At 60.0% G+C, this 23,318-nt stretch carries 36 protein-coding genes; 7 read left to right on the top strand and 29 right to left on the bottom strand.

Annotated features, from left to right (window positions below; all coding sequences use genetic code 11):
- The first annotated feature begins 15 nt into the window (after positions 1–15).
- Positions 16–186 (top strand): DUF2934 domain-containing protein, encoded by a 171-nt coding sequence (locus tag WH91_RS23840; RefSeq protein WP_074797465.1) that lies wholly within the window; start codon positions 16–18, stop codon positions 184–186.
- A gap of 90 nt (positions 187–276) precedes the next feature.
- Here WH91_RS23840 and WH91_RS20665 read toward each other — a convergent pair whose 3' ends face one another.
- Positions 277–1,215: a phytanoyl-CoA dioxygenase family protein gene (locus WH91_RS20665; protein ID WP_046172900.1), complete on the bottom strand. Its 939-nt coding sequence runs from the start codon at positions 1,213–1,215 to the stop codon at positions 277–279.
- A 132-nt stretch (positions 1,216–1,347) separates the two neighbouring features.
- Between WH91_RS20665 and WH91_RS20660 the strand changes: the two genes are divergently transcribed.
- The 4 genes from WH91_RS20660 to folK are packed head-to-tail and all read left to right on the top strand — an operon-like array spanning position 1,348 to position 3,899.
- Positions 1,348–2,205: a helix-turn-helix domain-containing protein gene (locus WH91_RS20660; RefSeq protein ID WP_046172899.1), complete on the top strand. Its 858-nt coding sequence runs from the start codon at positions 1,348–1,350 to the stop codon at positions 2,203–2,205.
- Positions 2,206–2,214: 9 nt separating this feature from the next.
- On the top strand, positions 2,215–3,066 hold the full coding sequence (gene folP, locus WH91_RS20655) for a dihydropteroate synthase (protein WP_052953021.1): 852 nt from the start codon (positions 2,215–2,217) through the stop codon (positions 3,064–3,066).
- Between the two features lie 3 nt (positions 3,067–3,069).
- Positions 3,070–3,456, top strand: a complete 387-nt coding sequence (folB, locus tag WH91_RS20650; protein ID WP_046172898.1) for a dihydroneopterin aldolase — start codon at positions 3,070–3,072, stop codon at positions 3,454–3,456.
- Positions 3,453–3,899: a 2-amino-4-hydroxy-6-hydroxymethyldihydropteridine diphosphokinase gene (gene folK, locus WH91_RS20645; RefSeq protein WP_046172897.1), complete on the top strand. Its 447-nt coding sequence runs from the start codon at positions 3,453–3,455 to the stop codon at positions 3,897–3,899. Before folB ends, folK begins: the two co-directional genes overlap by 4 nt.
- Here folK and WH91_RS20640 read toward each other — a convergent pair.
- From WH91_RS20640 to WH91_RS20615, 6 genes are all read right to left on the bottom strand, one after another.
- A complete protein-coding gene (locus tag WH91_RS20640; RefSeq protein WP_046172896.1) occupies positions 3,896–4,675 on the bottom strand; it encodes an ATP12 family chaperone protein in 780 nt (259 codons plus the stop codon). The two genes, folK and WH91_RS20640, sit on opposite strands and share 4 nt — an antisense overlap.
- Positions 4,676–4,678: 3 nt before the next feature.
- A complete protein-coding gene (locus WH91_RS20635) occupies positions 4,679–5,341 on the bottom strand; it encodes an HAD-IA family hydrolase (RefSeq protein WP_199533564.1) in 663 nt (220 codons plus the stop codon).
- Complete coding sequence (locus WH91_RS20630; protein ID WP_046172895.1) at positions 5,338–6,324, bottom strand: RluA family pseudouridine synthase; 987 nt, start codon at positions 6,322–6,324, stop codon at positions 5,338–5,340. The genes WH91_RS20635 and WH91_RS20630 overlap by 4 nt, the downstream gene beginning before the upstream one ends.
- Positions 6,321–6,701, bottom strand: a complete 381-nt coding sequence (crcB, locus tag WH91_RS20625) for a fluoride efflux transporter CrcB (RefSeq protein ID WP_046172894.1) — start codon at positions 6,699–6,701, stop codon at positions 6,321–6,323. The genes WH91_RS20630 and crcB overlap by 4 nt, the downstream gene beginning before the upstream one ends.
- Positions 6,702–6,966: 265 nt before the next feature.
- On the bottom strand, positions 6,967–8,280 hold the full coding sequence (locus WH91_RS20620) for a replication-associated recombination protein A (protein WP_046172893.1): 1,314 nt from the start codon (positions 8,278–8,280) through the stop codon (positions 6,967–6,969).
- A 225-nt stretch (positions 8,281–8,505) separates the two neighbouring features.
- Complete coding sequence (locus WH91_RS20615; protein WP_143078110.1) at positions 8,506–9,972, bottom strand: Do family serine endopeptidase; 1,467 nt, start codon at positions 9,970–9,972, stop codon at positions 8,506–8,508.
- Positions 9,973–10,121: 149 nt separating this feature from the next.
- Here WH91_RS20615 and WH91_RS20610 point away from each other — a divergent pair, with 149 nt between their 5' ends.
- A complete protein-coding gene (locus tag WH91_RS20610) occupies positions 10,122–10,691 on the top strand; it encodes a hypothetical protein (protein WP_046172892.1) in 570 nt (189 codons plus the stop codon).
- 148 nt (positions 10,692–10,839) lie between these two features.
- Entirely contained in the window at positions 10,840–12,021 is a 1,182-nt protein-coding gene (locus WH91_RS20605; protein WP_046172925.1) for a type III PLP-dependent enzyme domain-containing protein, read from the top strand.
- Between the two features lie 137 nt (positions 12,022–12,158).
- Here WH91_RS20605 and rplQ read toward each other — a convergent pair whose 3' ends face one another.
- From rplQ to rpsS, 22 genes are all read right to left on the bottom strand, one after another.
- Positions 12,159–12,584: a 50S ribosomal protein L17 gene (rplQ, locus tag WH91_RS20600; protein ID WP_046172891.1), complete on the bottom strand. Its 426-nt coding sequence runs from the start codon at positions 12,582–12,584 to the stop codon at positions 12,159–12,161.
- A gap of 33 nt (positions 12,585–12,617) precedes the next feature.
- On the bottom strand, positions 12,618–13,643 hold the full coding sequence (locus tag WH91_RS20595) for a DNA-directed RNA polymerase subunit alpha (protein WP_244542363.1): 1,026 nt from the start codon (positions 13,641–13,643) through the stop codon (positions 12,618–12,620).
- Positions 13,644–13,740: 97 nt separating this feature from the next.
- Positions 13,741–14,133 (bottom strand): 30S ribosomal protein S11, encoded by a 393-nt coding sequence (gene rpsK, locus WH91_RS20590; RefSeq protein WP_046172889.1) that lies wholly within the window; start codon positions 14,131–14,133, stop codon positions 13,741–13,743.
- Positions 14,134–14,213: 80 nt separating this feature from the next.
- A complete protein-coding gene (rpsM, locus tag WH91_RS20585) occupies positions 14,214–14,582 on the bottom strand; it encodes a 30S ribosomal protein S13 (protein ID WP_046172888.1) in 369 nt (122 codons plus the stop codon).
- Between the two features lie 176 nt (positions 14,583–14,758).
- A complete protein-coding gene (locus tag WH91_RS20580) occupies positions 14,759–15,322 on the bottom strand; it encodes an adenylate kinase (protein ID WP_046172887.1) in 564 nt (187 codons plus the stop codon).
- On the bottom strand, positions 15,319–16,659 hold the full coding sequence (secY, locus tag WH91_RS20575) for a preprotein translocase subunit SecY (RefSeq protein ID WP_046172886.1): 1,341 nt from the start codon (positions 16,657–16,659) through the stop codon (positions 15,319–15,321). Before secY ends, WH91_RS20580 begins: the two co-directional genes overlap by 4 nt.
- A 131-nt stretch (positions 16,660–16,790) precedes the next feature.
- Entirely contained in the window at positions 16,791–17,291 is a 501-nt protein-coding gene (gene rplO / locus WH91_RS20570) for a 50S ribosomal protein L15 (protein ID WP_046172885.1), read from the bottom strand.
- 15 nt (positions 17,292–17,306) lie between these two features.
- On the bottom strand, positions 17,307–17,495 hold the full coding sequence (rpmD, locus tag WH91_RS20565) for a 50S ribosomal protein L30 (RefSeq protein WP_046172884.1): 189 nt from the start codon (positions 17,493–17,495) through the stop codon (positions 17,307–17,309).
- Between the two features lie 23 nt (positions 17,496–17,518).
- Positions 17,519–18,052: a 30S ribosomal protein S5 gene (gene rpsE, locus WH91_RS20560; protein WP_046172883.1), complete on the bottom strand. Its 534-nt coding sequence runs from the start codon at positions 18,050–18,052 to the stop codon at positions 17,519–17,521.
- Positions 18,053–18,075: 23 nt separating this feature from the next.
- Entirely contained in the window at positions 18,076–18,438 is a 363-nt protein-coding gene (rplR, locus tag WH91_RS20555) for a 50S ribosomal protein L18 (protein ID WP_046172882.1), read from the bottom strand.
- A 12-nt stretch (positions 18,439–18,450) separates the two neighbouring features.
- Positions 18,451–18,984: a 50S ribosomal protein L6 gene (rplF, locus tag WH91_RS20550; protein WP_046172881.1), complete on the bottom strand. Its 534-nt coding sequence runs from the start codon at positions 18,982–18,984 to the stop codon at positions 18,451–18,453.
- Positions 18,985–19,036: 52 nt separating this feature from the next.
- Positions 19,037–19,435: a 30S ribosomal protein S8 gene (gene rpsH, locus WH91_RS20545; RefSeq protein ID WP_046172880.1), complete on the bottom strand. Its 399-nt coding sequence runs from the start codon at positions 19,433–19,435 to the stop codon at positions 19,037–19,039.
- A 12-nt stretch (positions 19,436–19,447) separates the two neighbouring features.
- Positions 19,448–19,753, bottom strand: a complete 306-nt coding sequence (gene rpsN / locus WH91_RS20540; protein WP_046172879.1) for a 30S ribosomal protein S14 — start codon at positions 19,751–19,753, stop codon at positions 19,448–19,450.
- Positions 19,754–19,783: 30 nt separating this feature from the next.
- A complete protein-coding gene (gene rplE / locus WH91_RS20535; RefSeq protein WP_046172878.1) occupies positions 19,784–20,341 on the bottom strand; it encodes a 50S ribosomal protein L5 in 558 nt (185 codons plus the stop codon).
- The gene (rplX, locus tag WH91_RS20530; RefSeq protein ID WP_046172877.1) at positions 20,334–20,645 is read right to left on the bottom strand and encodes a 50S ribosomal protein L24; all 312 of its coding nucleotides are present in this window, start codon (positions 20,643–20,645) and stop codon (positions 20,334–20,336) included. The genes rplE and rplX overlap by 8 nt, the downstream gene beginning before the upstream one ends.
- The gene (gene rplN / locus WH91_RS20525; protein WP_046138380.1) at positions 20,645–21,013 is read right to left on the bottom strand and encodes a 50S ribosomal protein L14; all 369 of its coding nucleotides are present in this window, start codon (positions 21,011–21,013) and stop codon (positions 20,645–20,647) included. Before rplN ends, rplX begins: the two co-directional genes overlap by 1 nt.
- Positions 21,010–21,264 carry a 30S ribosomal protein S17 gene (gene rpsQ / locus WH91_RS20520; protein WP_046172876.1) on the bottom strand — a complete coding sequence of 85 codons (255 nt, stop codon included), beginning with the start codon at positions 21,262–21,264 and terminating at the stop codon, positions 21,010–21,012. Before rpsQ ends, rplN begins: the two co-directional genes overlap by 4 nt.
- A 12-nt stretch (positions 21,265–21,276) precedes the next feature.
- Positions 21,277–21,471, bottom strand: a complete 195-nt coding sequence (rpmC, locus tag WH91_RS20515; protein ID WP_046172875.1) for a 50S ribosomal protein L29 — start codon at positions 21,469–21,471, stop codon at positions 21,277–21,279.
- Between the two features lie 11 nt (positions 21,472–21,482).
- Positions 21,483–21,896 (bottom strand): 50S ribosomal protein L16, encoded by a 414-nt coding sequence (gene rplP / locus WH91_RS20510; protein WP_046172874.1) that lies wholly within the window; start codon positions 21,894–21,896, stop codon positions 21,483–21,485.
- 15 nt (positions 21,897–21,911) lie between these two features.
- Positions 21,912–22,658: a 30S ribosomal protein S3 gene (gene rpsC, locus WH91_RS20505; protein WP_046172873.1), complete on the bottom strand. Its 747-nt coding sequence runs from the start codon at positions 22,656–22,658 to the stop codon at positions 21,912–21,914.
- A complete protein-coding gene (gene rplV / locus WH91_RS20500; RefSeq protein WP_046172872.1) occupies positions 22,658–23,038 on the bottom strand; it encodes a 50S ribosomal protein L22 in 381 nt (126 codons plus the stop codon). Before rplV ends, rpsC begins: the two co-directional genes overlap by 1 nt.
- Before the next feature lies 1 nt (position 23,039).
- Positions 23,040–23,318 carry a 30S ribosomal protein S19 gene (gene rpsS, locus WH91_RS20495; RefSeq protein WP_046172871.1) on the bottom strand — a complete coding sequence of 93 codons (279 nt, stop codon included), beginning with the start codon at positions 23,316–23,318 and terminating at the stop codon, positions 23,040–23,042.

Below are 23,318 nucleotides of genomic sequence, written 5' to 3'. Positions count from 1 at the left end.
AGCGTGAGGTTACCGATGGAAGACCAGGTAAAACGCCGTGCCTATGAAATGTGGGAAGCCGATGGCTCGCCGTCCGGACAAGGCCAACAATACTGGTTCAAGGCATTGGCGGAGATTGCCACCGCAGGCGCCGCAACCATCAAGCCAGCGCGCAAACGGGTGGCCAAGGTGAAGAAGGCCGCTTGAACGTCGAAGGCCACCGCCCATCTTAGCGTCCCCCGGAGATTATCCGAGGGACGCCCGCGTCGAACCATAATTGCCTAAAGCTGACTGCCCTTAATGCCAGTCCTTCAACCCCAGCAACTTCTCGCCCAACTCCGTCAGCTCCGCCGTCTTCGCATGCTTCTTTTCCCACTCGCGCGGATCGCCCGGAAAGGCATCACGCTGTGGATGGTCTAGTTCGCGCCATAGCCGCACGCGTTCGGTGCGCTCGGCCACGTTGCCTTCGTCGGCCGGGTACATCGAGATGTACTGCGCCATGCGGACCCGGTCCTTGGAGTGATTGGGCCGCACGCCATGGGCTAGCAGCGTGTTGAAGATCATCAGGTCGCCCGGCTCCATCTCGATATTGGTTATCTTGAGCCCGGTGGTATCGGGGTGCATCGGGTCGCGGGCGGCTGGCTGGGTTTTTACCCAGTTCTCGAAGTCATAAAACAGCTCGGCAATGCACTGGAAGCCACCGACATCGCCGTCCTGCTTGACGAGGCTGAGCACCCCCTGCACGCCGATCGGCAGCGGATCGAGCGAGGTGTCGCTGTCCCAGTGGATGAAGCCGTTCGGATTGCCATGCAGCCTCTTGGGCACATTGAGGTTGGCCCGGTCGATGCTGGTCCACAGCTCTTCGATATCCCAGATATCGACGAACGCATCATAGATGCGCTGCTCCATCCGATTATCCCACAAAAACTGGTGGTTGTAGATTTCCACCATGCCAGTGCCGTTGAGCTCTTTCATGAGGTGATCGCGGCGCTGCGGCGCGTACCAGGTGCTGTGGTCTGCCGGATTCTTTTCATCAAATTTCCACAGTAAAGCCGTGAGCTGCTCGACATTTTCCGGCGGAACCGCACCGCGCACAATCACGTAGCCCCGGGTCACCCAGTGCTCCCAGTCCTCCGGGCTCAGCACCCGCAGCGGCAGTTTCTTGACGATATCCTTGAGCTGGGTTGTCACAACTTGCGTCGTCGGATGGCTGTCTCGCTTGGTCGTCGCCTGCATGTCTCTCTCCCATGTGCCGTCCCCCTTGGGGCTCGCTGATGGAGTGACACTAGGCGCGTTCGGCATGAGCATCTTGCTCAAGGCTGGCGAATATTGATACTATTCTGGCGCAATGAGAGCTACCGACGCCACATGAAGTCCTATCTGGAACATCTCACCGCAGACGAGGACGCCTCCTGGGCGACACTAAACCGTCGCTTGGATGACGGCATTCCGTTCCAGTGGCACCATCATCCGGAGTTCGAGTTGACCCTGACGCTGAATTCCAGCGGCCAGCGCTTCATCGGCGATCACATTGGCCGCTATGAGCCCGGCGATCTGGTGTTGATCGGTCCCTACCTGCCGCACACTTGGCACTCGCTGGATCGACCTAATGACAACCTGTCCCACACCGCGCTGGTCATGTGGTTCCTGCCCGAATGGGCCGAGCGCCTTACCGCCAATACCGAACTGCGCCCGGTCGCCGCCATGCTTGGCCGCGCCGCCAACGGGCTGAAGTTCTCTGACGCAGCCGCTGGTGAAATCCGGCCAGCAGTGGAGCACCTGTTCACCCAGCCGCCGGTCGAACGCTTTCTTGGCCTCGTTTCCATCCTCAACACGCTGGCTAAAGACCGCGAGGCAATTCCGCTCTCAGCCACTGCGCCGGAACTGGCACCAGCCTCAGCCGATCGCGGCCGCATTGATCGTGTGCTGAATCATATTCACAACCACTTCGCCCAACCCATTACCATTACTGAACTTTCCGACATCGCGGCGCTCAGCCCCTCCGGCCTGCATCGGACTTTTCTGCGTCACACCCGCCAGACCGTCAGCCAATATCTGATCCGCCTGCGCATCGGTCGCGCCTGTGCGCTACTGTCTTCTAGCAGCCTGCCCATCGGCCAGATCGCCGGCGAAGTCGGCTATGACTCGCTGGCCAATTTCAATCGCCAGTTCAAATCCCTCAAAGGCACCACGCCAAGGCAATACAGGGCGGCGTTTTCGCAGTAGACCTCATCCATGCACACCACTCACAGCATCCTCCTGCCCAACCGACCTGCCCTGATCCTGGGCGAGACACCGCTGATCATGGGTATTCTCAACGTCACTCCCGACAGCTTTTCCGACGGCGGCCAGCACAATCTGGTAGAGGCCGCGGTTGCCCGTGCCCGCCAGATGATCGCGGAGGGTGTCGACATCATCGACATCGGCGGCGAAAGCACCCGCCCCGGCTCCGAACCAGTCGGCGTACAGCAGGAACTCGATCGGGTCATGCCGGTAATCCAGGCGCTGGTGACTGCCGGCATCACCACGCCAATCTCCATCGATACCTACAAGCCGCTGGTGGCCGATCAGGCTATTCAGGCCGGCGCATCGATCATCAATGACGTCCACGGCCTGCAAGGCGCGCCGGAAATGTCTGAGGTCGCAGCCCTGCATGACGTGCCGGTCATCATCATGCACTGGCAGAAGGACCGTGATCGCGGCGTGCCGCTGCTCGATGACATGGCGGCGTATTTTTCCCGCAGTATCGCACTGGCTGAGCAGGCGGGGATAAGTCCGGATCGGATCATCCTCGATCCCGGCTTCGGTTTTGGTAAGTCCCTGCAGGAGAACTACGATTTGTTGCGCCAGCTATCCGCGGTGCGTCCTGGCGGTTTCCCGATCCTCGTCGGCACTTCGCGTAAATCCATGATTGGCAGGCTGCTGGAAAATCAGCCGGATGAGCGGCTCGCCGGGACCATTGCGACGAGTGTACTCGGGTACATGGGGGGCGGGCATATCTTTCGCGTCCACGAGGTGCGCGCCAACCGCGATGCCCTTCGCGTGGCGCAGGCGACGCTGTATGGTCCGCCAGCAGAACTGGGGTAGCGCATGGCCGGAGCATTCACGGGCGACCGTATCATCCTGAAGGACTTGGGTTTTTACGGCTATCACGGCGTCTTCGCCGAGGAAGCCACGCTCGGCCAGCGATTCTTCATCGACCTCGAACTGGGCGTCGATCTCTCCGAGCCTGCCGCCACCGACCGCCTCAGCACGGGGATATCCTACTCCGACATCTATGATGTGGTGAAAGCGGCCTTCGAGACCCAGCGGATGAAGCTGCTGGAGGCCGTGGCGGGCAACATCGTCGAGAAATTGTTCGAGACATTTCAAAGCGTTAACTGGATTGTTATTCGCATTCGCAAGCCTGAGGCGCCGATTGCCATGGTGCGCGGCGAAGCAGGGATCGAGCTGCATCGGCAGCGGAAAACTTCATGACTTCAAGGGCTTGGCTTAGTCTCGGAGCCAATCTGGGCGATCCGGCGGCTCAGCTGGCCGAGGCTTTGCGCCGGATTGAGGCGCATGAAGATATCCACATCAGCAAACGGTCGAGTGTGGCTATCACCAAGGCTTGGGGCAAGACTGACCAGCCCGACTTTGCCAACATGGCGGTCGAGTTAGAGACCGCGCTCAAGCCATTGGAATTGCTCGACTCTGTGCTGCAGATCGAACTCGATATGGGGCGGGTGCGCCATGAGGTTTGGGGTCCGCGGCTGATCGATATCGACATCATCGCCTACGACCGGGTCGAGGTGCAAACCCCCCGCCTGACCCTGCCGCACCCCTTTGCACACGAGCGCGATTTCGTGTTGATTCCGTTGGAAGAAATAGCCCCCCACGTTAGCGCTTGGGTAACTGAAGTGTCACGCAATCCTCACTAGGGGCGAAGCGCCTCGACGACCGCGACAGCCGTGTCGAACTCGGCCCGGCGCTTGGCGCGGCGATGCACCGCTTCCTCGTCCTGGCCCCAATGGCCGATCTGGTAATCCTCGTCGACATGCGCCGCGTCCCAGACTTGGTCGGGCGAAAACAATTCGTGCAGCAGGCCGATGGAGAGCAGCCCTGAACCTGTCAGGCCAGTCATCGAAACCAGTGCTGTCACCGTGAGTAGATTTTCCGCATCCAGCGACTCAGCCAACCGGTCCAGCGTCGCCTTGGGCTGTGCCTGATGGATTATCCCCATCGTCGGCTGAAAACTAACCCCGAAGTGCCGCGCCAGCGTCGTCAGCGCCTTGTCCCAAACGGCCTCCTGCTTGGCCACCAGTTCTTGCGGCGTGTCTGCGCGATAGAGTAGCAGGTCGCCGGCAGCGAACTTCAGCACTTCCTCCCGAAACGCCGGGATCATGTCTTCGCCGCTCTCGACGGCCGAGTTGATCAGCCGCACCATTGGCATGGTGGTGGCGTCGATGAACTCGCCCTGCGCCGACCATTCTTCGGCCATGGCGGTGGCGATGGCGGCAGACGGCACGGTGATCTTGTGCTTGTGGCCCGGCGTACGGGTCTGGCGGCCATCGAGGGTGACGACGAAACCCCCATCGACCGGGGAAACGCCGATATCCTTGTAGAAGCGCTTGGGCAGTTCGACCTTGTCAAGCTGCTGGGCTCGGCCATAGCCGTCGTTGAGGTGCTTTTGGATTTCGTCGAGCTGGTCGCGCATGTCTCAGTCCAGAAGTTTGCCAACCGCACCAACGAGCTGGTCGTAGCGGTCGATCATGGTATCGGCGCCGATGGCGATCAGTTGGCGCGGCTCGTGATAGCCCCAGGTGACGCCGATGGTCCGGCAGCCGGCGGCGACGCCCATTTCGATATCGAAGGTCGTGTCGCCGATCATCACGGTCTCAGTTGGAGTGGCGCCAGTTTCTCGCATCGCCGTCTCCAGCATGCCGGGATGCGGCTTGGACGGATTGTGGTCGGGTGTCTGAAGCGTGACGAAGTGATTGGTCAGGCCATGCAGGGCAAGGATGCGATGCACGCCGTTCAGGCCCTTGCCGGTGGCAATGCCAAGCACGACCTCGTCCAAGCCGCGCAGAGCGTTCAAAGCCTCCACAGCGCCGGGATAAAGCCCTTCGCGGTCGCCATCTGTCAGCAGCGAGCTGCGGTAATGCCCCCGATAATCCTCGACCAGCTTGTCGATCAGCACGGCATCGTCGGTATGGGCGAGGCGAGCCAAGGCGATGGGCAGCGACAGGCCGATCACCTGGCGCGATTGCTCCGGCGTCGGCGCGTCGAGCCCGGCACCGATAAACGTCGTTGCCATGTGCTCGGATATCAACGCCTGGGTATCGATCAGCGTGCCATCCATGTCGAAGACGACGAGTTTCAAACGCCGTCCTCCGGATCGCCGCTCACATCATAGCGGTCGGGATCAAAGCCCAGCGTTTCGAAACTGGCGCGCATATGGGGCGGGAGCGGCGCCGAAATGTCGAGGCGCTTGCCGTTGCGCAGCGGAATGGCAATGCGGCGAGCATGCAGGTGCAAGCCTTCTGCCAGACCAGGCGCGCCCTGCCAGTTCTCGATGTTGAAATAGCGTGGGTCGCCAATGATCGGCGTGCCGAGCTGGGCCATATGGACGCGCAGCTGGTGCGTGCGGCCGGTGACCGGCTTCAGCGTGACCCAGGCAAAGCGTTTGCTGGCTGTGTCGGTGGTCGAATAATAGCTCAGCGAATGCTGGGCGTTCGGGGCGCCGTTGCGGACCACGACCATCTGCTCGCCATCGTCGGTGCTCTGGCGCGCCAGGAAGCAGGAGATTTCGCCCTGCTGCGGATGTGGATTGCCGGCAACGATGGCCCAGTAGATCTTGCGGGCCGAACGCGAGCGGAACACGTTTCCGAAATGGCTGGCGGCCTGCTTGGTCTTGGCGACGACGAGGCAACCTGAGGTGTCGCGGTCGAGGCGATGCACCAAGCGGGGCGGTTCGCCCTTCTTGTTGGGCAGGCTTTTCAGCATGCCATCGAGATGGCGCGTCTGACCACTGCCGCCCTGCACGGCGAGGCCATGCGGCTTGTTGAAGACATAGATGTCTTCGTCCTCATAGAGGATCAGGCTGCGCAGGAATTCGGCGTCGCGATTGTCGAGCTGAACCGGCTTGACGAAATCGGGATCGTCGATCGGGGGAATACGCACGGTCTGGCCGGCCGAGACCCGGCTGTCGGTCTTTACCTTGGCCTTGTCGACCTTGACCTCGCCATTGCGGATCAGCTTTTGCAGCCGGCCGAAGCCGAGCTGGGGGAAATGCGTGGCGAACCAACGATCGAGACGCATACCGTCTTCGTCGTCATTCACCTGCCGCTGTTGAACGCCACTCATGCTACGCCTCGGGTCACCAAAAGCCCGAGATAAAGCCCAATGAGGCAAATCACAACCGACAACAGCACATAAGTGCCAGCCAACAGCAGTTCGCCGCGCTCTATAAGCACGATTGTATCGAGCGAAAAGGCAGAAAACGTGGTGAAACCACCCAGAATACCCACTGCAACCAGCAAGCGTGCTTCCTCCTGCAAGGAGGGCATCAGGCGTGGCAGCAGCCCGATAAGCAGGCCCATGGCGGTGGAGCCGATGATGTTGATCAGCAGTGTGGCGAGTGGGAAGCCGGTCGGCCACATGCGGGAGATGACAAGACTAGCACCATAGCGGCTCATTGAACCCAGAGCGCCACCAATGCCGACGAGAAGGAAGGGATACATGCTTGTGCCTCTAAATTTCAGTCGACACCTTCCCCCTTGAGGGCTTCGAACGAGCCCATAGGGACAAATCGCTCCAGTGGAGCGATTTGAGTGAAGAAGCATCAAGGGAGGGGGTTCCGCGCGATCCAAGAGCTTTGAGTTCCTGGATGGCTCAGAACCCCCTCCCTACTCGATTACGGACTTAGCGAAGGGAAAAGTCCTATCTCGCTCCCTCCCCTCAAGGGGGAGGGTGAACCCGGTGGTTGCGGGTCGCATTATGCAGAGACTATTCCTCGCCCTTCCTGCTCGCGCGAAGGCGCTCGAAATAGTCGATGCGTTTTTTCAAATCTCGTTCGAAGCCACGCTCTACCGGTTCATAAAACTTCTGGCGGCCGAGTTTTTCGGGGAAATACTCCTGGCCGGAGAAGGCGTCCGGGAGATCGTGGTCGTAGATATAGCCCTCGCCGTAGCCCGAACCCTTCATCAGCTTGGTTGGGGCGTTGAGGATGACCATGGGCGGCATCGGCGAGCCGGTCTCCTTGGCAAGGCTCATGGCGGCCTTGAAGGCGGTGTAGACGGCGTTGGATTTGGGCGCAAGCGCCAGGTGCACCACCACTTGCGCCAGCGCCAGTTCGCCCTCTGGCGATCCCAGCATCTGGAACGCATCGCGGGCGGCGACGGCCAGGGGCAGCGCCTGTGGGTCGGCCTCGCCGATGTCTTCGGAGGCCATGCGGATCAGCCGGCGGGCAAGGAACAGCGGATCTTCGCCGGCTACGAGCATGCGCGCAAAATAGTATAGCGCCGCATCGGGGTCAGAACCGCGGATGGTCTTGTGCAGGGCGGAGATCAGGTTGTAGTGGCCGTCCTGCGCCTTGTCATAGATCGGGGCGCGGCGCTGGATGACGGTGAGCATGGTTGCCGCATCGAGAACTTCGCCCTCCTTGGCTGAAGCGAGCACTTCTTCGACAAGGCCAAGCAGGGCGCGACCGTCGCCATCGGCGAGGGTGAGAAGCGTGTGGCGCGCTTCCTCTTCAAGTGGCAGCGTCGCGCCGGTCAGTTCCTCGGCGCGTTGCACCAGTTTTTCGAGGTCTTCGAGGCCTAGCGACTCAAAGCGCAGCACTTGGCTGCGCGATAGCAGGGCCGCATTGAGCTCGAAGCTCGGGTTTTCGGTGGTGGCGCCGACCAGCACCACCGTGCCGTCTTCCATCACCGGTAGAAAACCATCCTGCTGGGCCCGGTTGAAGCGGTGGATTTCGTCGACGAACAGCAGAGTCTTGTGTCCACTCAAACGTTCGAAGCGGGCTTTCTCGAAAACCTTCTTGAGGTCGGCGACGCCTGAAAACACCGCCGATATTTGCACGAAGGTGTAGTCGATCTGGGCGGCCAGCAGGCGAGCAACCGTGGTCTTGCCGGTGCCGGGCGGACCCCACAGGATCAGCGAGCCGAGCCGGCCACTGGCGATCATCCGGCGCAAGGTACCATCGGGGCCGAGCAAGTGGGTTTGGCCGATTACTTCGTCGAGGGTGCGCGGGCGGAGTTGATCAGCCAGCGGGCGGGCGCTGTCGGCTTCGGATGGATCGGCGGAGAAGAGATCGGACATGGATTGGGTTTAGCCGATTGCGGGGGCGGTCAAAAGGCGAAACGGAGGATTTGGGGTGGGAGATAGGAAGAGTCTTTGTTGGGGTACCCCCACCTAGCCTCCCCCTGATGAGGGGGAGAGACACCATCGGGTTTTGGCACAATCTCGGATAATCACCGACCAGATTCCTCCCCCATTTCAGGGGGAGGCTCGGTGGGGGTGTTCTTCCTTCTGGCTACCCTTCCCTCACCCACTCACAATGCTGCGGCTAACTCTTCCATCCCGCTGCAAGATAATCTGCCACGTCCGCGCACGCTGGCTGGCGGTGTCGGAGAACGCTTTCGCCGTGTCTATGGCCACATCGTTCAGCGACAGAATGACGTCGTCGATATGGAGCCCCATCTGGGCGGCGGCTGAGCCGGGGTCGAGGGCGGTGACGATGACGCCCTTGGCGTCATAGGGGAGACCTTTAGCTTCGGCGAGGGCTGGATCGATCTGGCGGACGCTGGTGCCGGCGAAGCGGGAGGTTCCGGTTATGGTCGCCAGCATGTCTGAGCCGGCCGCTGGCGCCGGCTCGACGGTGAACTGGACCGTGGATGTGTCATTGCCGCGCAGGCGCTCCAGTGCCGTCGCCTGGCCGATTGGCTTGGTGGCGAGGCGGAAGTTGAAGGCGCTGGGATCCTCGATGGCAAAACCGTCGATCGAAAGGATTACATCTCCGGCCGCAAAGCCGGCGCGGGCCGCTGGGCCGTCGGGGGCCACTTCGGAGATCAGGGCACCCTGCGGCGCGGCCATGCCAAGGCTTGAGGCGATATCGGACGTTACGGTCTGGAGCTTGGCGCCGAACCATGGGCGGACGATTTCGCTGCCGCTGATGCCGGCCTTGGCGACCAACTCGGCCATGTTGGCCGGGATAGCAAAGCCGATGCCGACCGAGCCGCCTGTTTGGGAGAAGATGGCGGTGTTGATGCCGACGAGGTGCCCGTCGAGATCGACCAGGGCGCCGCCGGAGTTGCCGGGATTGATCGCCGCGTCGGTCTGGATGAAGAACTCATAGTCCGAACTCTCGACGCCGGTACGCGCCAGAGCCGAGACGATGCCGCTGGTGACGGTCTGGCCGACACCGAACGGGTTGCCAATGGCCAGCACGAGGTCACCGACCAGCAGGGCGTCGCTATCGGCAAAAGTGATGGAGGGGAAACTGGTATCGCCGGGCTCACGCACGCGTAGGACTGCGAGATCGGTCTGGGCATCCTCGATAACGACATCGACGGCAAACTCGCGGCCATCGGACAGCGCGATCCGAACGTCAGTGGCGCCCTCGATCACGTGGCGATTGGTCAGGATGACCCCGCCGGCATCGACGATGACGCCCGAACCCAGCGCGCGGGACTCGCGCGGCCGGCTCTGGAACTGGCCATTGCCGAAAAAGCGGGAGAAAAATGGATCGCTGGCGAAGGGAGACGCCTGTTGCTGCTCGATACGGGTGGCATAGACATTGACCACCGACGGCGCGACGGCCTTCACCACGGGGGCAAAGCTCAGCTTGACCTGGGTATCGCTACCGGGGACTTGGCGCGGCTCGGGCGGAGCCACGACGACCGTATCGGCCTGCGCCACGCTGGGAGCATTCCAGGGCGCAAAAGCCAGGGTGCCACCGATGGCAAGAACGGCCACGGCAACGCCGGCAAACAGCAGCGGGCGCAGGTTCATTTATCCAGCCTCCAGATCAAATCGCCGCAGAGGCAGGCGCCCGGACTGAGGCTTGATAATGGCGGAAGCCTCCGACACGACATAGTGATGAAGTCGTTTGCCAGCGTCGGGAAACTGCGGTCTATTCGATACCAATCTGGAGCACCTCAATGTCGCTGTTTCGCCTCGCTGCCGCCCTTGTGGCAATCGCAACCCTCGCCCTGCCCGCTTTTGGGCAGGAAGACGCCGTAGGCATTCCGGGTCCGATTAGCTTTCAGGAAACCGACTTCGCCCTCGCCTGGACCAGCCATCCATTCCCGGCCTATTTCAAGCAGGAATACCTGCCCGAGGGCGAGACCGTCGAAGCCTACAACCAGATGTTCATGGTCGACGTGCTGACCGAAGGCGGTACGCCCGAAACTACGGCAGCCGATGTGATTGCCGGCCTCGAAGAGCGCAAGGCGAACGATCCGGTGGTCAATTACGCCATGGTGGCCAATGACGCGACCGGCGAGCTGATCCTCGATTTCCTGGTCAGCGACAGCAGCACCGGGACCATCATCGTCGAGTGGAACGCCTACCGCTACGTGCCCTATGGCGAAGGCTTCGTGCTCTATGCCATCAGCCGTCGCGCCTACGGCGATTTGGCGAGCGATTTCATTGGCGGTCTGAAGGACTGGCGTACCGCGTCAATCAGCGCTTTGGCATCGATGGAACTGCCGGACGTGCAACTGGATTAACGCCCGGAAGTCCAAGGCTTTCACCCGCAAAAACACCGTCATCGGATCGTCGTATTTTGCGGCCAAATAATTGTTTGCGCCGGGGGACACGTGGCCCTATATGCAGCGCTTCTTTTCACGCATCCCCAGCCCGAAAGGCCAGTCGTCGATGACCACCGAGCCGAAGCACGTTTACTCGAACACCTCCGCGCTGATCGCGGCCGAAGCCCCGGATTTCCCGGCTTTCCTGTTCTCCGAACGTGAGCTTCACAAGGCCACAAAGGTGTTCAAGAAGGGCTTTGACGGGCTGCTGACCTATGCCGTCAAGTGCAACCCCTCGCCGCATGTGATCGCCCAGCTACACCGCGAAGGCCTCAAGGCATTCGACGTCGCTTCCAACGTCGAAATGGAACTGGTGCGCGACAATGCGCCGGGCGCGGCGATGCATTACAACAATCCGATCAAGTCCAAGCGCGAAATCGCGCGGGCCTATGAAGAGTTCGGCGTCCGCTCCTTCACCATCGACCATCCCCAGCAGCTCGACCAGCTCGCCGCCGTGGTATCGCCATCGCGCGACGTCGAAGTGACCACGCGTTTCAAGGCCGGCAAGGCGCTGAAGTCGTACGACTTCGGCATCAAGTTCGGCGTCATGGAACAGGGCGCGGCCGAAATCGTCACCGCTGTCGAGACCATGGGCTTTACCCCAAGCCTCTGCTTCCACGTCGGCAGCCAGTGCGAAGACGCTTATGCCTACGAGCGCCACATCGCTGCGGCAGCCCGCATCGTCGAGGAATCCGGCATAGAGCTGAAGCGCCTCAATATCGGCGGCGGCTATCCGGCCCCCTACCCGACCAGTGAAGCGCCGCCGATAGACTATTATTTCGAAACCATCTCGACTGCCGTATCCGACCACTTCGGCGACAAGAACAAGCCCGAGCTGATCATCGAACCCGGCCGGGCGCTGGTAACCTCGTCGACCTCGCTGCTGCTGCGTGTAAAGCATCAGCGCGGCGGCCAGTCGGTCTATGTCAACGACGGCGCCTATGGCAGCCTGATGGAAGTGAAGTTCATGCACTTCACCCCGCCGGTACGCGTCTGGCGCGGCCCGCGCGTGCACGACAATGACGCGGAGTTCTCCGAATTCACCGTCTGGGGCCCAACCTGCGACAGCTACGACGTGCTGCCCCAAGTGTTTACCCTGCCGGCCGATATCGACGAAGACGACTGGATCGAGTTTGGCTTGATGGGCGCCTACACCCAGGCCTCGCTGACCCCCTTCAACGGCTTCGACCGCCGCGACCAATACTGGGTTGACGAAGCCTACACCGGCAAAGACCAGCAGCCGGAATAAGCCGACTAACTCACAAGCCTACAGATCCCCGCTCCGGCGGGGATTTTTGTTTCTAGAAACTGGCTTTCCCAATCCACACAAACGAAAACGGCCGCGGGGTGAGCCGCGGCCGTTTCAAATCTGGTGTTGAACGAAGCTTATGCGGCTTCGTATTCGTCTTCGTCGCGGACCTGGACCGGACCGCTATCGAGGCCCCTGGCGTTGACGTCGCGGTCAACGAACTCGATGACGGCCATCGGAGCGTTGTCGCCGTAACGGAAGCCAGCCTTCATGATGCGGAGATAGCCGCCCTGACGTTCCTTGTAGCGCGGGCCAAGCACTGCAAAAAGCTTGGCAACCTGGCCTTCGTCGCGCATCTGGGCAATCGCCTGGCGACGCGCATGCAGATCGCCGCGCTTGCCAAGGGTAATCAGCTTCTCGACGATCGGACGGAGGTCCTTTGCCTTGGGAAGCGTAGTGACAATCTGCTCGTGCTTGATCAGCGCGGCAGACATATTTGCGAACATCGCCTTGCGGTGGCTGGCGGTTCGGTTGAGCTTGCGGCCGGAATTACCGTGGCGCATGGTGGTCTCCTAAAGTGCTTGGCAGCGCAAAGATCAATAATGATCTTCGTAGCGCTTGGCGAGGTCATCGATATTCTCGGGTGGCCAATTTGCAACGTCCATTCCGAGATGAAGCCCCATCTGTGCCAGGACCTCCTTGATTTCGTTGAGCGACTTGCGGCCGAAATTCGGGGTCCGCAGCATCTCGGCTTCCGTCTTCTGGATAAGGTCGCCGATGTATACGATGTTGTCGTTCTTGAGGCAGTTGGCCGAGCGTACCGAAAGTTCGAGTTCGTCGACCTTCTTGAGCAGAGCCGGGTTGAAGGCCAGTTCCGGAACGGCATCCTGTGCCTTTTCCTTGCTGGGCTCTTCGAAGTTCACGAACACCGACAGCTGGTCCTGGAGGATGCGCGCGGCGTAAGCCAGAGCATCTTCGGGCGACACGGCGCCATTGGTTTCGATCTGCAGGGTCAGCTTGTCCTTGTCCAGGCTTTCGCCTGCACGGGTAGCATCGACCTTGTAGCTGACGCGACGAACGGGCGAAAACAGCGAGTCGACCGGAATATAACCGATCGGCGCATCTTCAGGACGGTTCTTGTCGGCAGGAACATAGCCCTTGCCGTTGTCGACGGTGAACTCGATGTTGATCTCGGCGCCATCGTCGAGATGGCAGATCACGAGTTCAGGGTTCAGCACTTCGATATCGCCGGTGACCTTGATGTCGCCAGCGGTAACGGCACCGGGGCCCTGCTTGGAGAGATTGAGACGCTTCGGGCCTTCGCCGCCCATCCGCAACGCGATTTCTTTCACGTTGAGAACGAGATCGGTGATGTCTTCACGCACGCCAGGAAGCGACGAGAATTCATGCAGAATGCCGTCGATCTGGATAGCGGTAACTGCCGCGCCCTGAAGCGACGACAGCAGCACGCGACGAAGAGCATTACCAAGGGTAAGCCCGTAACCGCGCTCAAGCGGCTCGGCAACTACCGAGGCCACGCGCGCGTTGTCGCTGCCCGAAACAATCTCCAGCTTGGTCGGCTTGATCAGTTCTTGCCAGTTCCTCTGGATCGTCACGGTTATGTCCTTTCAAAATCGCGGCTCCAGCCCGAGCCGCTCCGCCGCAAACGCAATAAGACTCCCGGCCTTCTGCGGCCGAGAGCTCTTCAATCGGTCTAAATTAGACGCGGCGCCGCTTGCGCGGGCGGCAGCCATTGTGCGGGATCGAGGTAACGTCACGGATCGATGTGACGTTGAAGCCTGCAGCCTGCAGGGCACGAAGCGCCGATTCACGACCCGAACCCGGACCGCGAACTTCGACTTCGAGAGTCTTCATGCCGTGTTCCTGCGCCTTCTTGGCAGCATCTTCGGCAGCGACCTGGGCCGCATAAGGGGTCGACTTGCGCGAGCCCTTGAAGCCCATCACACCCGACGAAGACCAGGCAATGGTGTTGCCCTGCATGTCGGCGATGGTGATCATGGTGTTGTTGAAGGAAGCATTCACGTGGGCAACGCCCGAAGTGATATTCTTGCGTTCCTTGCGCTTTACGCGCGCGACTTCAGCTTTAGCCATTTAATTCCTCAAAACGATATTAGCGCTGCCGTTAGCAAAATGCCCCAGCAGCTACATCGAAGAACCCGAGATTTGGGTTCTTACTTCTTCTTGCCGGCGATTGCCTTGGCGGGACCCTTGCGGGTACGGGCATTGGTGTGAGTGCGCTGGCCGCGGACCGGAAGGCCACGACGATGACGCAGGCCACGGTAGTTGCCCAGATCCATCAGACGCTTGATGTTCATTGCCACCGAACGGCGAAGATCACCTTCCACGACATAGTCGCGGTCGATAGCTTCACGGATCTGGATGACTTCGGCATCGGTGAGCTCGTTCACACGACGCGCAACCGGAATGCCAACCTTGGTGCAGATCTCCTCGGCGAACTTGTCGCCGATCCCGTGGATATACTGCAGCGCAATAACTACGCGCTTATTGGTCGGGATATTGACGCCAGCAATACGTGCCACGTCTGCTCTCCTTCATTCAGCGCGAACCATCACGGCTGGCGCCTGTAAACAACAAGGGACCGAATTCGACCCCCAACTTCTATGAGGAACCGAATCCAGCCCAAAACCTTGAGACTGAAGCGGTTCTTTAAGGTCTCGATTCCGCGGAGTCAACCGCGAAGTCAAGCGCCAAAATTCTAGGCCTCGATGGCAGCCCTGATCGCTGCCGTGACCTGCTCGACCGGATCCATACCGTCGACGGTCTTAACCAGGCCCTGCTGACGGTAATAATCCACTAGCGGAGCCGTGTCGTTCTTGTAGACATCAAGGCGCTTGCGGATCACTTCCGGATTGTCATCCGGACGATTGCTTTCCTTGGCGCGGTTGATGACCCGCGACACCAGCGTGTCGGCATCGGCAGTCATCTCGATGACAGCATCGAGCTTGATGCCCTTGTCCGCCAGCATCCGGTCAAGCGCTTCCGCCTGACCTATGGTGCGGGGGAAACCGTCGAGAATGAAACCGCTCTTGCAGTCGACCGCGTCGAGCCGGTCCGAGACGATACCATTGACGATATCGTTGGAGACCAGATCACCACGATCCATCACTTCCTTGGCCGCCAGCCCAAGAGGCGTACGATCGTGAATAGCGGAGCGCAGGATGTCACCAGTAGAAAGTTGGGGGATACCATAAGCCTCGATCAAAATCTTGGCCTGCGTCCCCTTCCCCGCTCCCGGCGGTCCGAGCAAAATCAACCTCATCGACGCTTGCCTCCTCCAAGACGGGACTTCTTGACGAGTCCCTCATACTGCTGAGCTATCAGATGGCTCTGTACCTGGCTGACCGTATCAAGGGTGACCGTCACCATGATCAGCAACGAGGTGCCGCCAATGAACTGGCTGATGGCCAGCTGACTGAACAACACTTCGGGAATCAGCGCCACGAACGTCAGGTACAGAGCACCGATAACCGTGATGCGGGTCAGCACATAGTCGATATGTTGCGCGGTACGCTCACCCGGACGAATACCAGGGATGAAACCGCCAGACCGCTTCAGGTTATCGGCCGTCTCGGTCGGATTGAACACGATAGCCGTATAGAAGAAGGCGAAGAAAATGATCAAGAAGGCGAACAGCGCCAGATAGAGCGGCTGGCCGCGGCCCAGCAGAGCCGTCACCACCTGCAACCACTGCGGAGCATTCCCCTGCGCCGCAAACGACGCAATGGTAGCCGGCAGCAACAGCAGCGAGGAACCGAAAATCACCGGAATAACACCGGAGGTGTTCAGCTTGAGCGGCAGATGCGAGCTGTCGCCCTGAAACATCTTGTTGCCGACCTGGCGCTTTGGATACTGGATCAGCAGGCGTCGCTGGGCGCGTTCGAAGAACACGATGACCCCTATGACAACCAGCGCCAGAACCAGCATGCCAAGGCCGGCAATGCCCGGAATGGCACCCGTACGGCTGAGTTCAAGCGTCTGGGCGACGGTCGTGGGGAGATTTGCCACGATACCGGCGAAGATGATCAGCGAAATGCCGTTACCAACGCCACGGGCGGTAATCTGCTCGCCCAGCCACATCAGGAACATAGTGCCACCCACGAGGGTGATAACGGTCGAGACACGGAAGAACCAGCCCGGATTGAGCACAACGCCCTGGCTCGCTTCGAGACCGACGGCAATGCCGTAGGCCTGCACGGCGCAAAACACCACTGCAAGGTAGCGGGTGTACTGGTTCATCTTGCGACGACCGGCTTCGCCACCCTCCTTCTTCATCTGCTCGAGACGCGGAGAAGCGGTGGAAATGACCTGCACCACTATTGACGCGGTAATGTAGGGGATCAGGTTGAGGGCAAAGATCGCCATGCGCTCGACGGCACCGCCGGAGAACATGTTGAACATCCCGATGATGCCCTGCTGGCTCTGCTCAAACGTCGCGCGGAATGCATCTGGGTCGATGCCCGGGACGGGAATGAACGTGCCCAGACGATAGACGAGCAGCGCGCCCAGTGTGAACCAGATGCGCTGCTGCAGAGCCTTCGCCTTGGAAAAGGTCGAAAAATTCAGATTACGTGCCAGCTGTTCGGCTGCGGACGCCATGTATCGCTCCCTATGGCTTCAATGCCAGGTGCGCTCGGAGCGCTTCGGGAGCGTATGCATCTGCGCCCCTAACGCAACAAACCAAAAAAGCGCACCCGGCCATGAAGGCCGGATGCGCAATGTCGTCGGACTTAGCCGGCGTAAGGAGTCTTCTTCCACGGTGCCTTGACCGGGATGAGCTCAACCTGACCACCCACTGCTTCGATGGCAGCGGCAGCACCCTTGGTCGCGTAGTCCACCTTGAAGGACACCTTCTGGGTGGTGAGACCTGCGCCGCCGATCAGACGAACGCCGTCCTTGGGACGACGGATCACGCGGGCAGCAATCAGCGCTGCTGCGTCGATCACTGCCTTGGCATCAAGCTTTCCAGAGTCGATATAAGCCTGGATGCGGTCGATGCGAACTTCATTCCAGTCGCCTGGATTGTAGGCATTGAAGCCGCGCTTTGGCATACGCATGTGAAGGGGCATCTGACCGCCTTCGAAGCCGTTGATAGCAACACCGGAGCGTGCAGTCTGCCCCTTGCCGCCACGACCACCGGTCTTGCCCTTGCCGGAACCGATGCCGCGACCGACGCGAATACGGATCTTGTTGGCGCCGGGATTGTCCCGGAGTTCATTCAAACGGGTCATTGATCGACTTCCCTCTTACTCGCCGATTACGCGGACGAGATGCGGGAGCTTGTTGATCATGCCGCGCACTTCGGGCGTATCGATTAGCTCGCGCTCTTTGTTCATCTTGTTGAGCCCGAGACCGATCAGGGTCGCGCGCTGCACCTTGTCACGGCGGATCGGCGAACCGATCTGCTTGACGATAAGGGTTTTCTTTTCAGCCATGATTTATCTCCTGACCTGAGCGATCAAGCTTCGACCGCAGTCTCGCCGCGGCGAGCCTGCAGTTCCGAAACCTTGAGGCCACGGCGGGAAGCAACCGAGCGAGGGCTATCGACGCGCTTCAGCGCATCGAAAGTGGCCCGAACCATGTTGTACGGATTGGCAGTGCCCTGTGACTTGGCAACGATATCGTTGATGCCAAGCGTTTCGAACACAGCGCGCATCGGACCACCGGCAATGATGCCGGTGCCTGGGACGGCTGCACGCAGAATGACCTTGCCGGCGCCATGGCGACCCTGCACGTCGTGGTGCAGCGTACGCGCGTCGCGCAGCGGCACGCGGATCATGGTGCGCTTTGCAGCCTCGGTAGCCTTGCGGATGGCTTCTGGAACTTCGCGGGCCTTACCGTGACCAAAGCCAACGCGGCCCTTCTGGTCGCCAACGACGACGAGTGCAGCGAAACCGAAACGACGGCCGCCCTTGACCACCTTGGCCACACGATTGATGTGGACCAGGCGATCGACGAATTCGCTGTCGCGTTCTTGAACGTCTCTGCTCATAATGTTTCTTTCCTTGTCCGTGTCTAGAACTGCAGGCCGCCCTCACGGGCAGCGTCTGCAAGGGCCTTTACACGGCCATGATAGATGTAAGCGCCACGATCGAAGATCACTTCAGCGATGCCGGCCTTGGTGCCGCGCTCGGCGATCAGCTTGCCGATCGTTGCAGCGGCTTCGGCGGTTGCGCCGTTCTTGACGGAGGACTTAATGTCCTTGTCGAGTGTCGAAGCAGCGGCCAGCGTACGGCCGGTCGCGTCGTCGATGATCTGGGCGTAGATATTCTTGTCCGAACGGAAAACCGACAGACGGGGACGACCGAAGGCACGAGCCTTGAGCGCCTTGCGGACACGAGCCTTGCGGCGGTCCGCACCTTTTGCACTGATAGCCATTGCAGGCGCTCCTTACTTCTTCTTGCCTTCTTTGCGGAAGACCTGTTCGCCCAGGTACCGCACACCCTTGCCCTTGTAGGGCTCCGGCTTGCGCCATGCGCGAATGTTCGCCGCAACCTGGCCAACCTGCTGCTTGTCAGCACCAGTAATGATGATTTCGGTCGGTGCAGGCACCGCCAGCGTAATGCCGGCTGGGGCCTGATAGATCACTTCGTGGCTGAAACCAAGCGACAGCTTGATGTCCTTGCCCTGCAGCGCAGCGCGATAACCAACGCCCTGGATCGCCAGCCGCCTTTCAAAGCCTGCCGAAACGCCAGTAACGATGTTCTGCAGCAGCGCGCGGGTAGTACCCCAAGCGGCGCGAGCAAATTTGGTGTCATTGGTGGGGGTAACCACCAGGCCCTCAGACGTCTCTTCGACATTGATGACATCCATCAAATCGATGCTGAGCTCGCCCTTGGGGCCCTTCGCGGTGACGGTACGACCATTGATCGTAATCGTAACACCGCTAACCGGTGGAACCGGTTTCTTGCCAGTACGTGACATTCTAGTTCAATCCTTGAGTAATCGTCTTACAGCGGATCCAAGGCCAATGGCCTTAGAACACGCGGCAGAGTACCTCGCCACCAACATTGGCAGCCTTGGCTTCGTGATCGGCCATCACACCCTTGGGGGTGGAGAGGATCGAAACACCGAGGCCATTGGCAACCTGAGGAATATTCTTGACGGATGCATAGACGCGACGGCCGGGACGCGAAACGCGCTCGATCGTGCGGATGACGGCTTCATTATCCGAATACTTGAGTTCGATCTCGTATTCGGAAGCACCGTTTTCGAACTTGGTCTCCGAGTAGCCGCGGATAAAACCCTCGGACTGGAGAACATCCAGCACGCGACCACGAAGGGTCGATGCAGGAGTCGAAACGGAATTCTTGCGACGCATCTGGGCGTTGCGGATACGGGTCAGCATGTCGCCGATAGGATCGGAAAAGCTCATCTTGGTTTCTCCTTACCAGCTCGACTTCACAAGACCCGGGATCTGACCCAGGTTACCCAGCTGACGCAGAGCAATACGGCTCAGCTTCAGCTTGCGGTAGAAGCCACGGGGACGACCCGAAACTTCGCAGCGGTTACGCACACGAACCTTGGCAGAATTGCGCGGCAGTTCGGCCAGCTTGAGCTGGGCTGCGAAGCGCTGATCGGCCGGGATCGACTGATCCTTGGTCTGTGCCTTGAGAGCGGCGCGCTTGCCAGCATACTGCTTGACGAGCGCTGCACGCCTATTGTTCTTTTCGATGGAGCTGGTCTTTGCCATATCCTGATCCTCTGTCCCTTCCCTGCCCGCTTACGCGCGGAACGGGAAGTTGAATGCCTTGAGCAGTGCACGAGCTTCATCATCGGACTTCGCGGTCGTGGTGATCACGATGTCCATACCCCAAACCTGATCGATCTGATCATAGTCGATTTCGGGGAAAATGATGTGTTCCTTGATGCCCATAGCATAATTGCCACGGCCGTCGAAGGAGTTCGGGTTCAGCCCGCGGAAATCGCGAACGCGCGGCAATGCAATATTCACCAGGCGGTCGAGAAATTCGTACATGCGAGTGCTACGCAGCGTGACCTTTACGCCGAGCGGCATTTCTTCACGCACCTTGAAACCAGCGATCGACTTACGAGCGTAAGTGATGATCGGCTTCTGGCCGGCGATCTTTTCCATTTCCGACGCGGCCGTCTTGACCTTCTTGGTGTCGTTGACGGCTTCGCCAACGCCCATGTTCAGGACGATCTTGTCGAGCTTGGGCAGCTGCATGACGTTAGTGTAGGAGAACTGCTCCTGCAGAACCTTGCGAATGTTGTCTTCGTATTCAGTACGAAGACGCGGAACGTAAGCTGTCTCAGCCATCGATCGAATCTCCGGTCGACTTGGCGACGCGCGTCTTGACGCCGTCCTTGATCTGGAAACCAACGCGGGACGGCTTGCCATCCTTGTCGGCGATCGCGAGGTTCGACAGGTGGATCGGCGCTTCCTTGGTGAAGATGCCGGCATCGGTCGACGCGGTCTGCTTGGTGTGGCGCTTCACAAGGTTGATACCCTGAACCAGTGCCTTGGTTTCGGTCGGAATAACCGACAGGACCTGGCCAGATTTGCCCTTGTCCTTGCCAGTGAGGACGACGACCTTATCGCCCTTCTTGATCTTGGCAGCCATTACAGCACCTCGGGTGCGAGCGAAATGATCTTCATGTGGTTCTTGGCGCGAAGCTCGCGCGGAACCGGTCCGAAGATGCGGGTGCCGATTGGCTCTTTCTGATTGTTGATCAGAACCGCGGCATTCTTGTCGAAGCGGATCACGGTGCCATCGGGACGACGGATGTCGAACGCGGTGCGAACGACCACGGCCTTCATGACCTGGCCCTTCTTGACACGACCGCGCGGAATGGCATCCTTGACGGACACGACGATGATATCGCCGACCGAAGCATACTTGCGGTGCGAACCGCCGAGTACCTTGATGCACATGACACGCTTTGCGCCGGAATTATCCGCCACGTCGAGATTGGATTGCATCTGGATCATGGCGCAGCACCTTCCTGAGCCGCACCCAGAACCAGCGTCCAGCGCTTGTTCTTGGAAATCGGCGCACATTCTTCGATCCAGACTACCTGCCCGATCTTGGCCAGATTGGCCTCGTCATGAGCATGGTACTTCTTGGACCGGCGAACAGTCTTCTTCATTACCGGATGCGTGAAGCGGCGCTCAACGCGCACCACGACCGTCTTATCATTGGCGTCGGAGACCACAGTCCCCTGCAAAACGCGCTTTGGCATGGTCGCGGCTCCTTACTTCGCTGCGTTCTTTTCGCCAAGTATAGTCTTGATCCGCGCGATATCGCGGCGGACCGACTTCACCTGGGCCGGCTTTTCAAGCTGCTGGGTAGCACGCTGGAAACGCAGGTTGAACTGTTCTTTTTTGAGGTCGACGAGCTGGTCCTTCAGTTCGTCTGCGGTCTTGCTCCGCACATCACTGGCTTTCATGCTCGTTGTCCTTAGTCGGCAATGCGGGTGACAACCCGCGTCATGATCGGGAGCTTCATAGCGCCGAGGCGCAGAGCTTCCTTGGCGACGTCCTCGGGGACGCCGTCGATCTCGAATACGATACGACCGGGCTTCACGCGGGCGGCCCAGAGTTCAACAGAACCCTTGCCCTTACCCATACGAACTTCGGTCGGCTTCTTGGTGACCGGCAGATCCGGGAAAATACGGATCCAAACACGGCCCTGACGCTTCATTTCGCGGGTGATCGCGCGGCGAGCCGCTTCGATCTGGCGAGCAGTAACGCGCTCGGGTTCGGTCGCCTTCAAGGCATACTGGCCAAATGCCAGATCGGTACCGCCCTTGGCAACGCCATGGATACGGCCCTTGTGGGCCTTGCGGAACTTGGTCTTCTTAGGTTGCAGCATAATGAACTAACTTTCTTATGCGCGATCGCGATCGCGGTCACCGCGATCAGGACGGGGGCCACGCTCACTGCGTTCCTGGCGCTGGCCACCCTCGTTACCTTCGGTCGCACGACGCTCGTGTGCAGTGGGATCATGCTCAAGGACTTCGCCCTTGAACACCCAGACCTTGATACCGATGATGCCGTACGTGGTAGCGGCTTCGGCAGTGCCGTAGTCGATATCAGCGCGCAGCGTGTGCAGCGGAACCCGACCTTCGCGGTACCATTCGGTACGAGCGATATCGGCACCACCAAGACGACCACCTACGTTAACGCGGATGCCGCCAGCGCCCATGCGCATTGCGGTCTGCACCGAACGCTTCATGGCACGACGGAAAGCCACGCGGCGTTCCAGCTGCTGGGCAATGCCCTGGGCAACCAGTGTCGCATCGGTTTCCGGCTTGCGCACTTCAACGATGTTGATGTGCACTTCGCTCTCGGTGAACTTCTTCACCTTGGCGCGGATCTTGTCGATGTCTGCGCCCTTCTTGCCGATCACGATGCCCGGACGAGCAGTGTGGATCGACACGCGGCACTTGCGATGCGGACGCTCGATGACGATCTTGGACACTGCGGCGGCCTTGAGGTCCTCCAGCAGCATCGTGCGGATCTTCAGGTCTTCCTGGAGCAGATTGCCGTATTCGCCCTTGTTGGCGTACCAACGGCTGTCCCATGTACGGTTGATACCGAGGCGGAAGCCGATTGGATTGATTTTCTGGCCCATTATGCGGCCTCCTCAACTTGCCGAACGATGATCGTCAGATGCGCGAATGGCTTCTGGATCTGCGACGACCGGCCACGGCCGCGAGCGGTGAAACGCTTCATTACAAGCGAATTACCAACAAAGGCTTCAGCAACGACGAGAGTGTCGGTGTCGAGGCCATGGTTGTTCTCGGCATTGGCGATGGCGCTCTCGAGCACCTTCTTCACCTGGCCGGAGATACGCTTGTGGCTGAACTCGAGTTCGGCCAGAGCCTTCTCGACCTTCTTGCCACGGATCAACTGGGCCAGAAGGTTGAGCTTCTGTGGGCTGATGCGCAACATGCGCAGCACAGCCTTGGCTTCATTGTCCGCAAGCGCGCGCTGGGTTTTTGGCTTGCCCATCTTACTTCCTCTTGGCCTTCTTGTCGGCGGCATGACCGTAGTATGTACGGGTCGGTGCGAATTCGCCGAACTTGTGGCCGATCATGTCTTCAGTGACGTTGACCGGGATGTGCTTGTGACCGTTGTGAACACCGAAGGTGACACCAACGAACTGTGGCAGGATGGTCGAGCGGCGGCTCCAGATCTTGATCACATCGCTGCGACCGGACGTGAGGGCCTTCTCGGCCTTCTTGAGCATGTAGCCGTCGACGAACGGCCCCTTCCAGATTGAACGGGTCAT

Origin of the sequence: Devosia psychrophila (assembly GCF_000971275.1) — a bacterium.
In the GTDB taxonomy this organism is placed as follows: domain Bacteria; phylum Pseudomonadota; class Alphaproteobacteria; order Rhizobiales; family Devosiaceae; genus Devosia; species Devosia psychrophila.
Note: the sequence above shows the minus strand (reverse complement) of the source record. Positions and strands in the feature narration are given on the sequence as shown.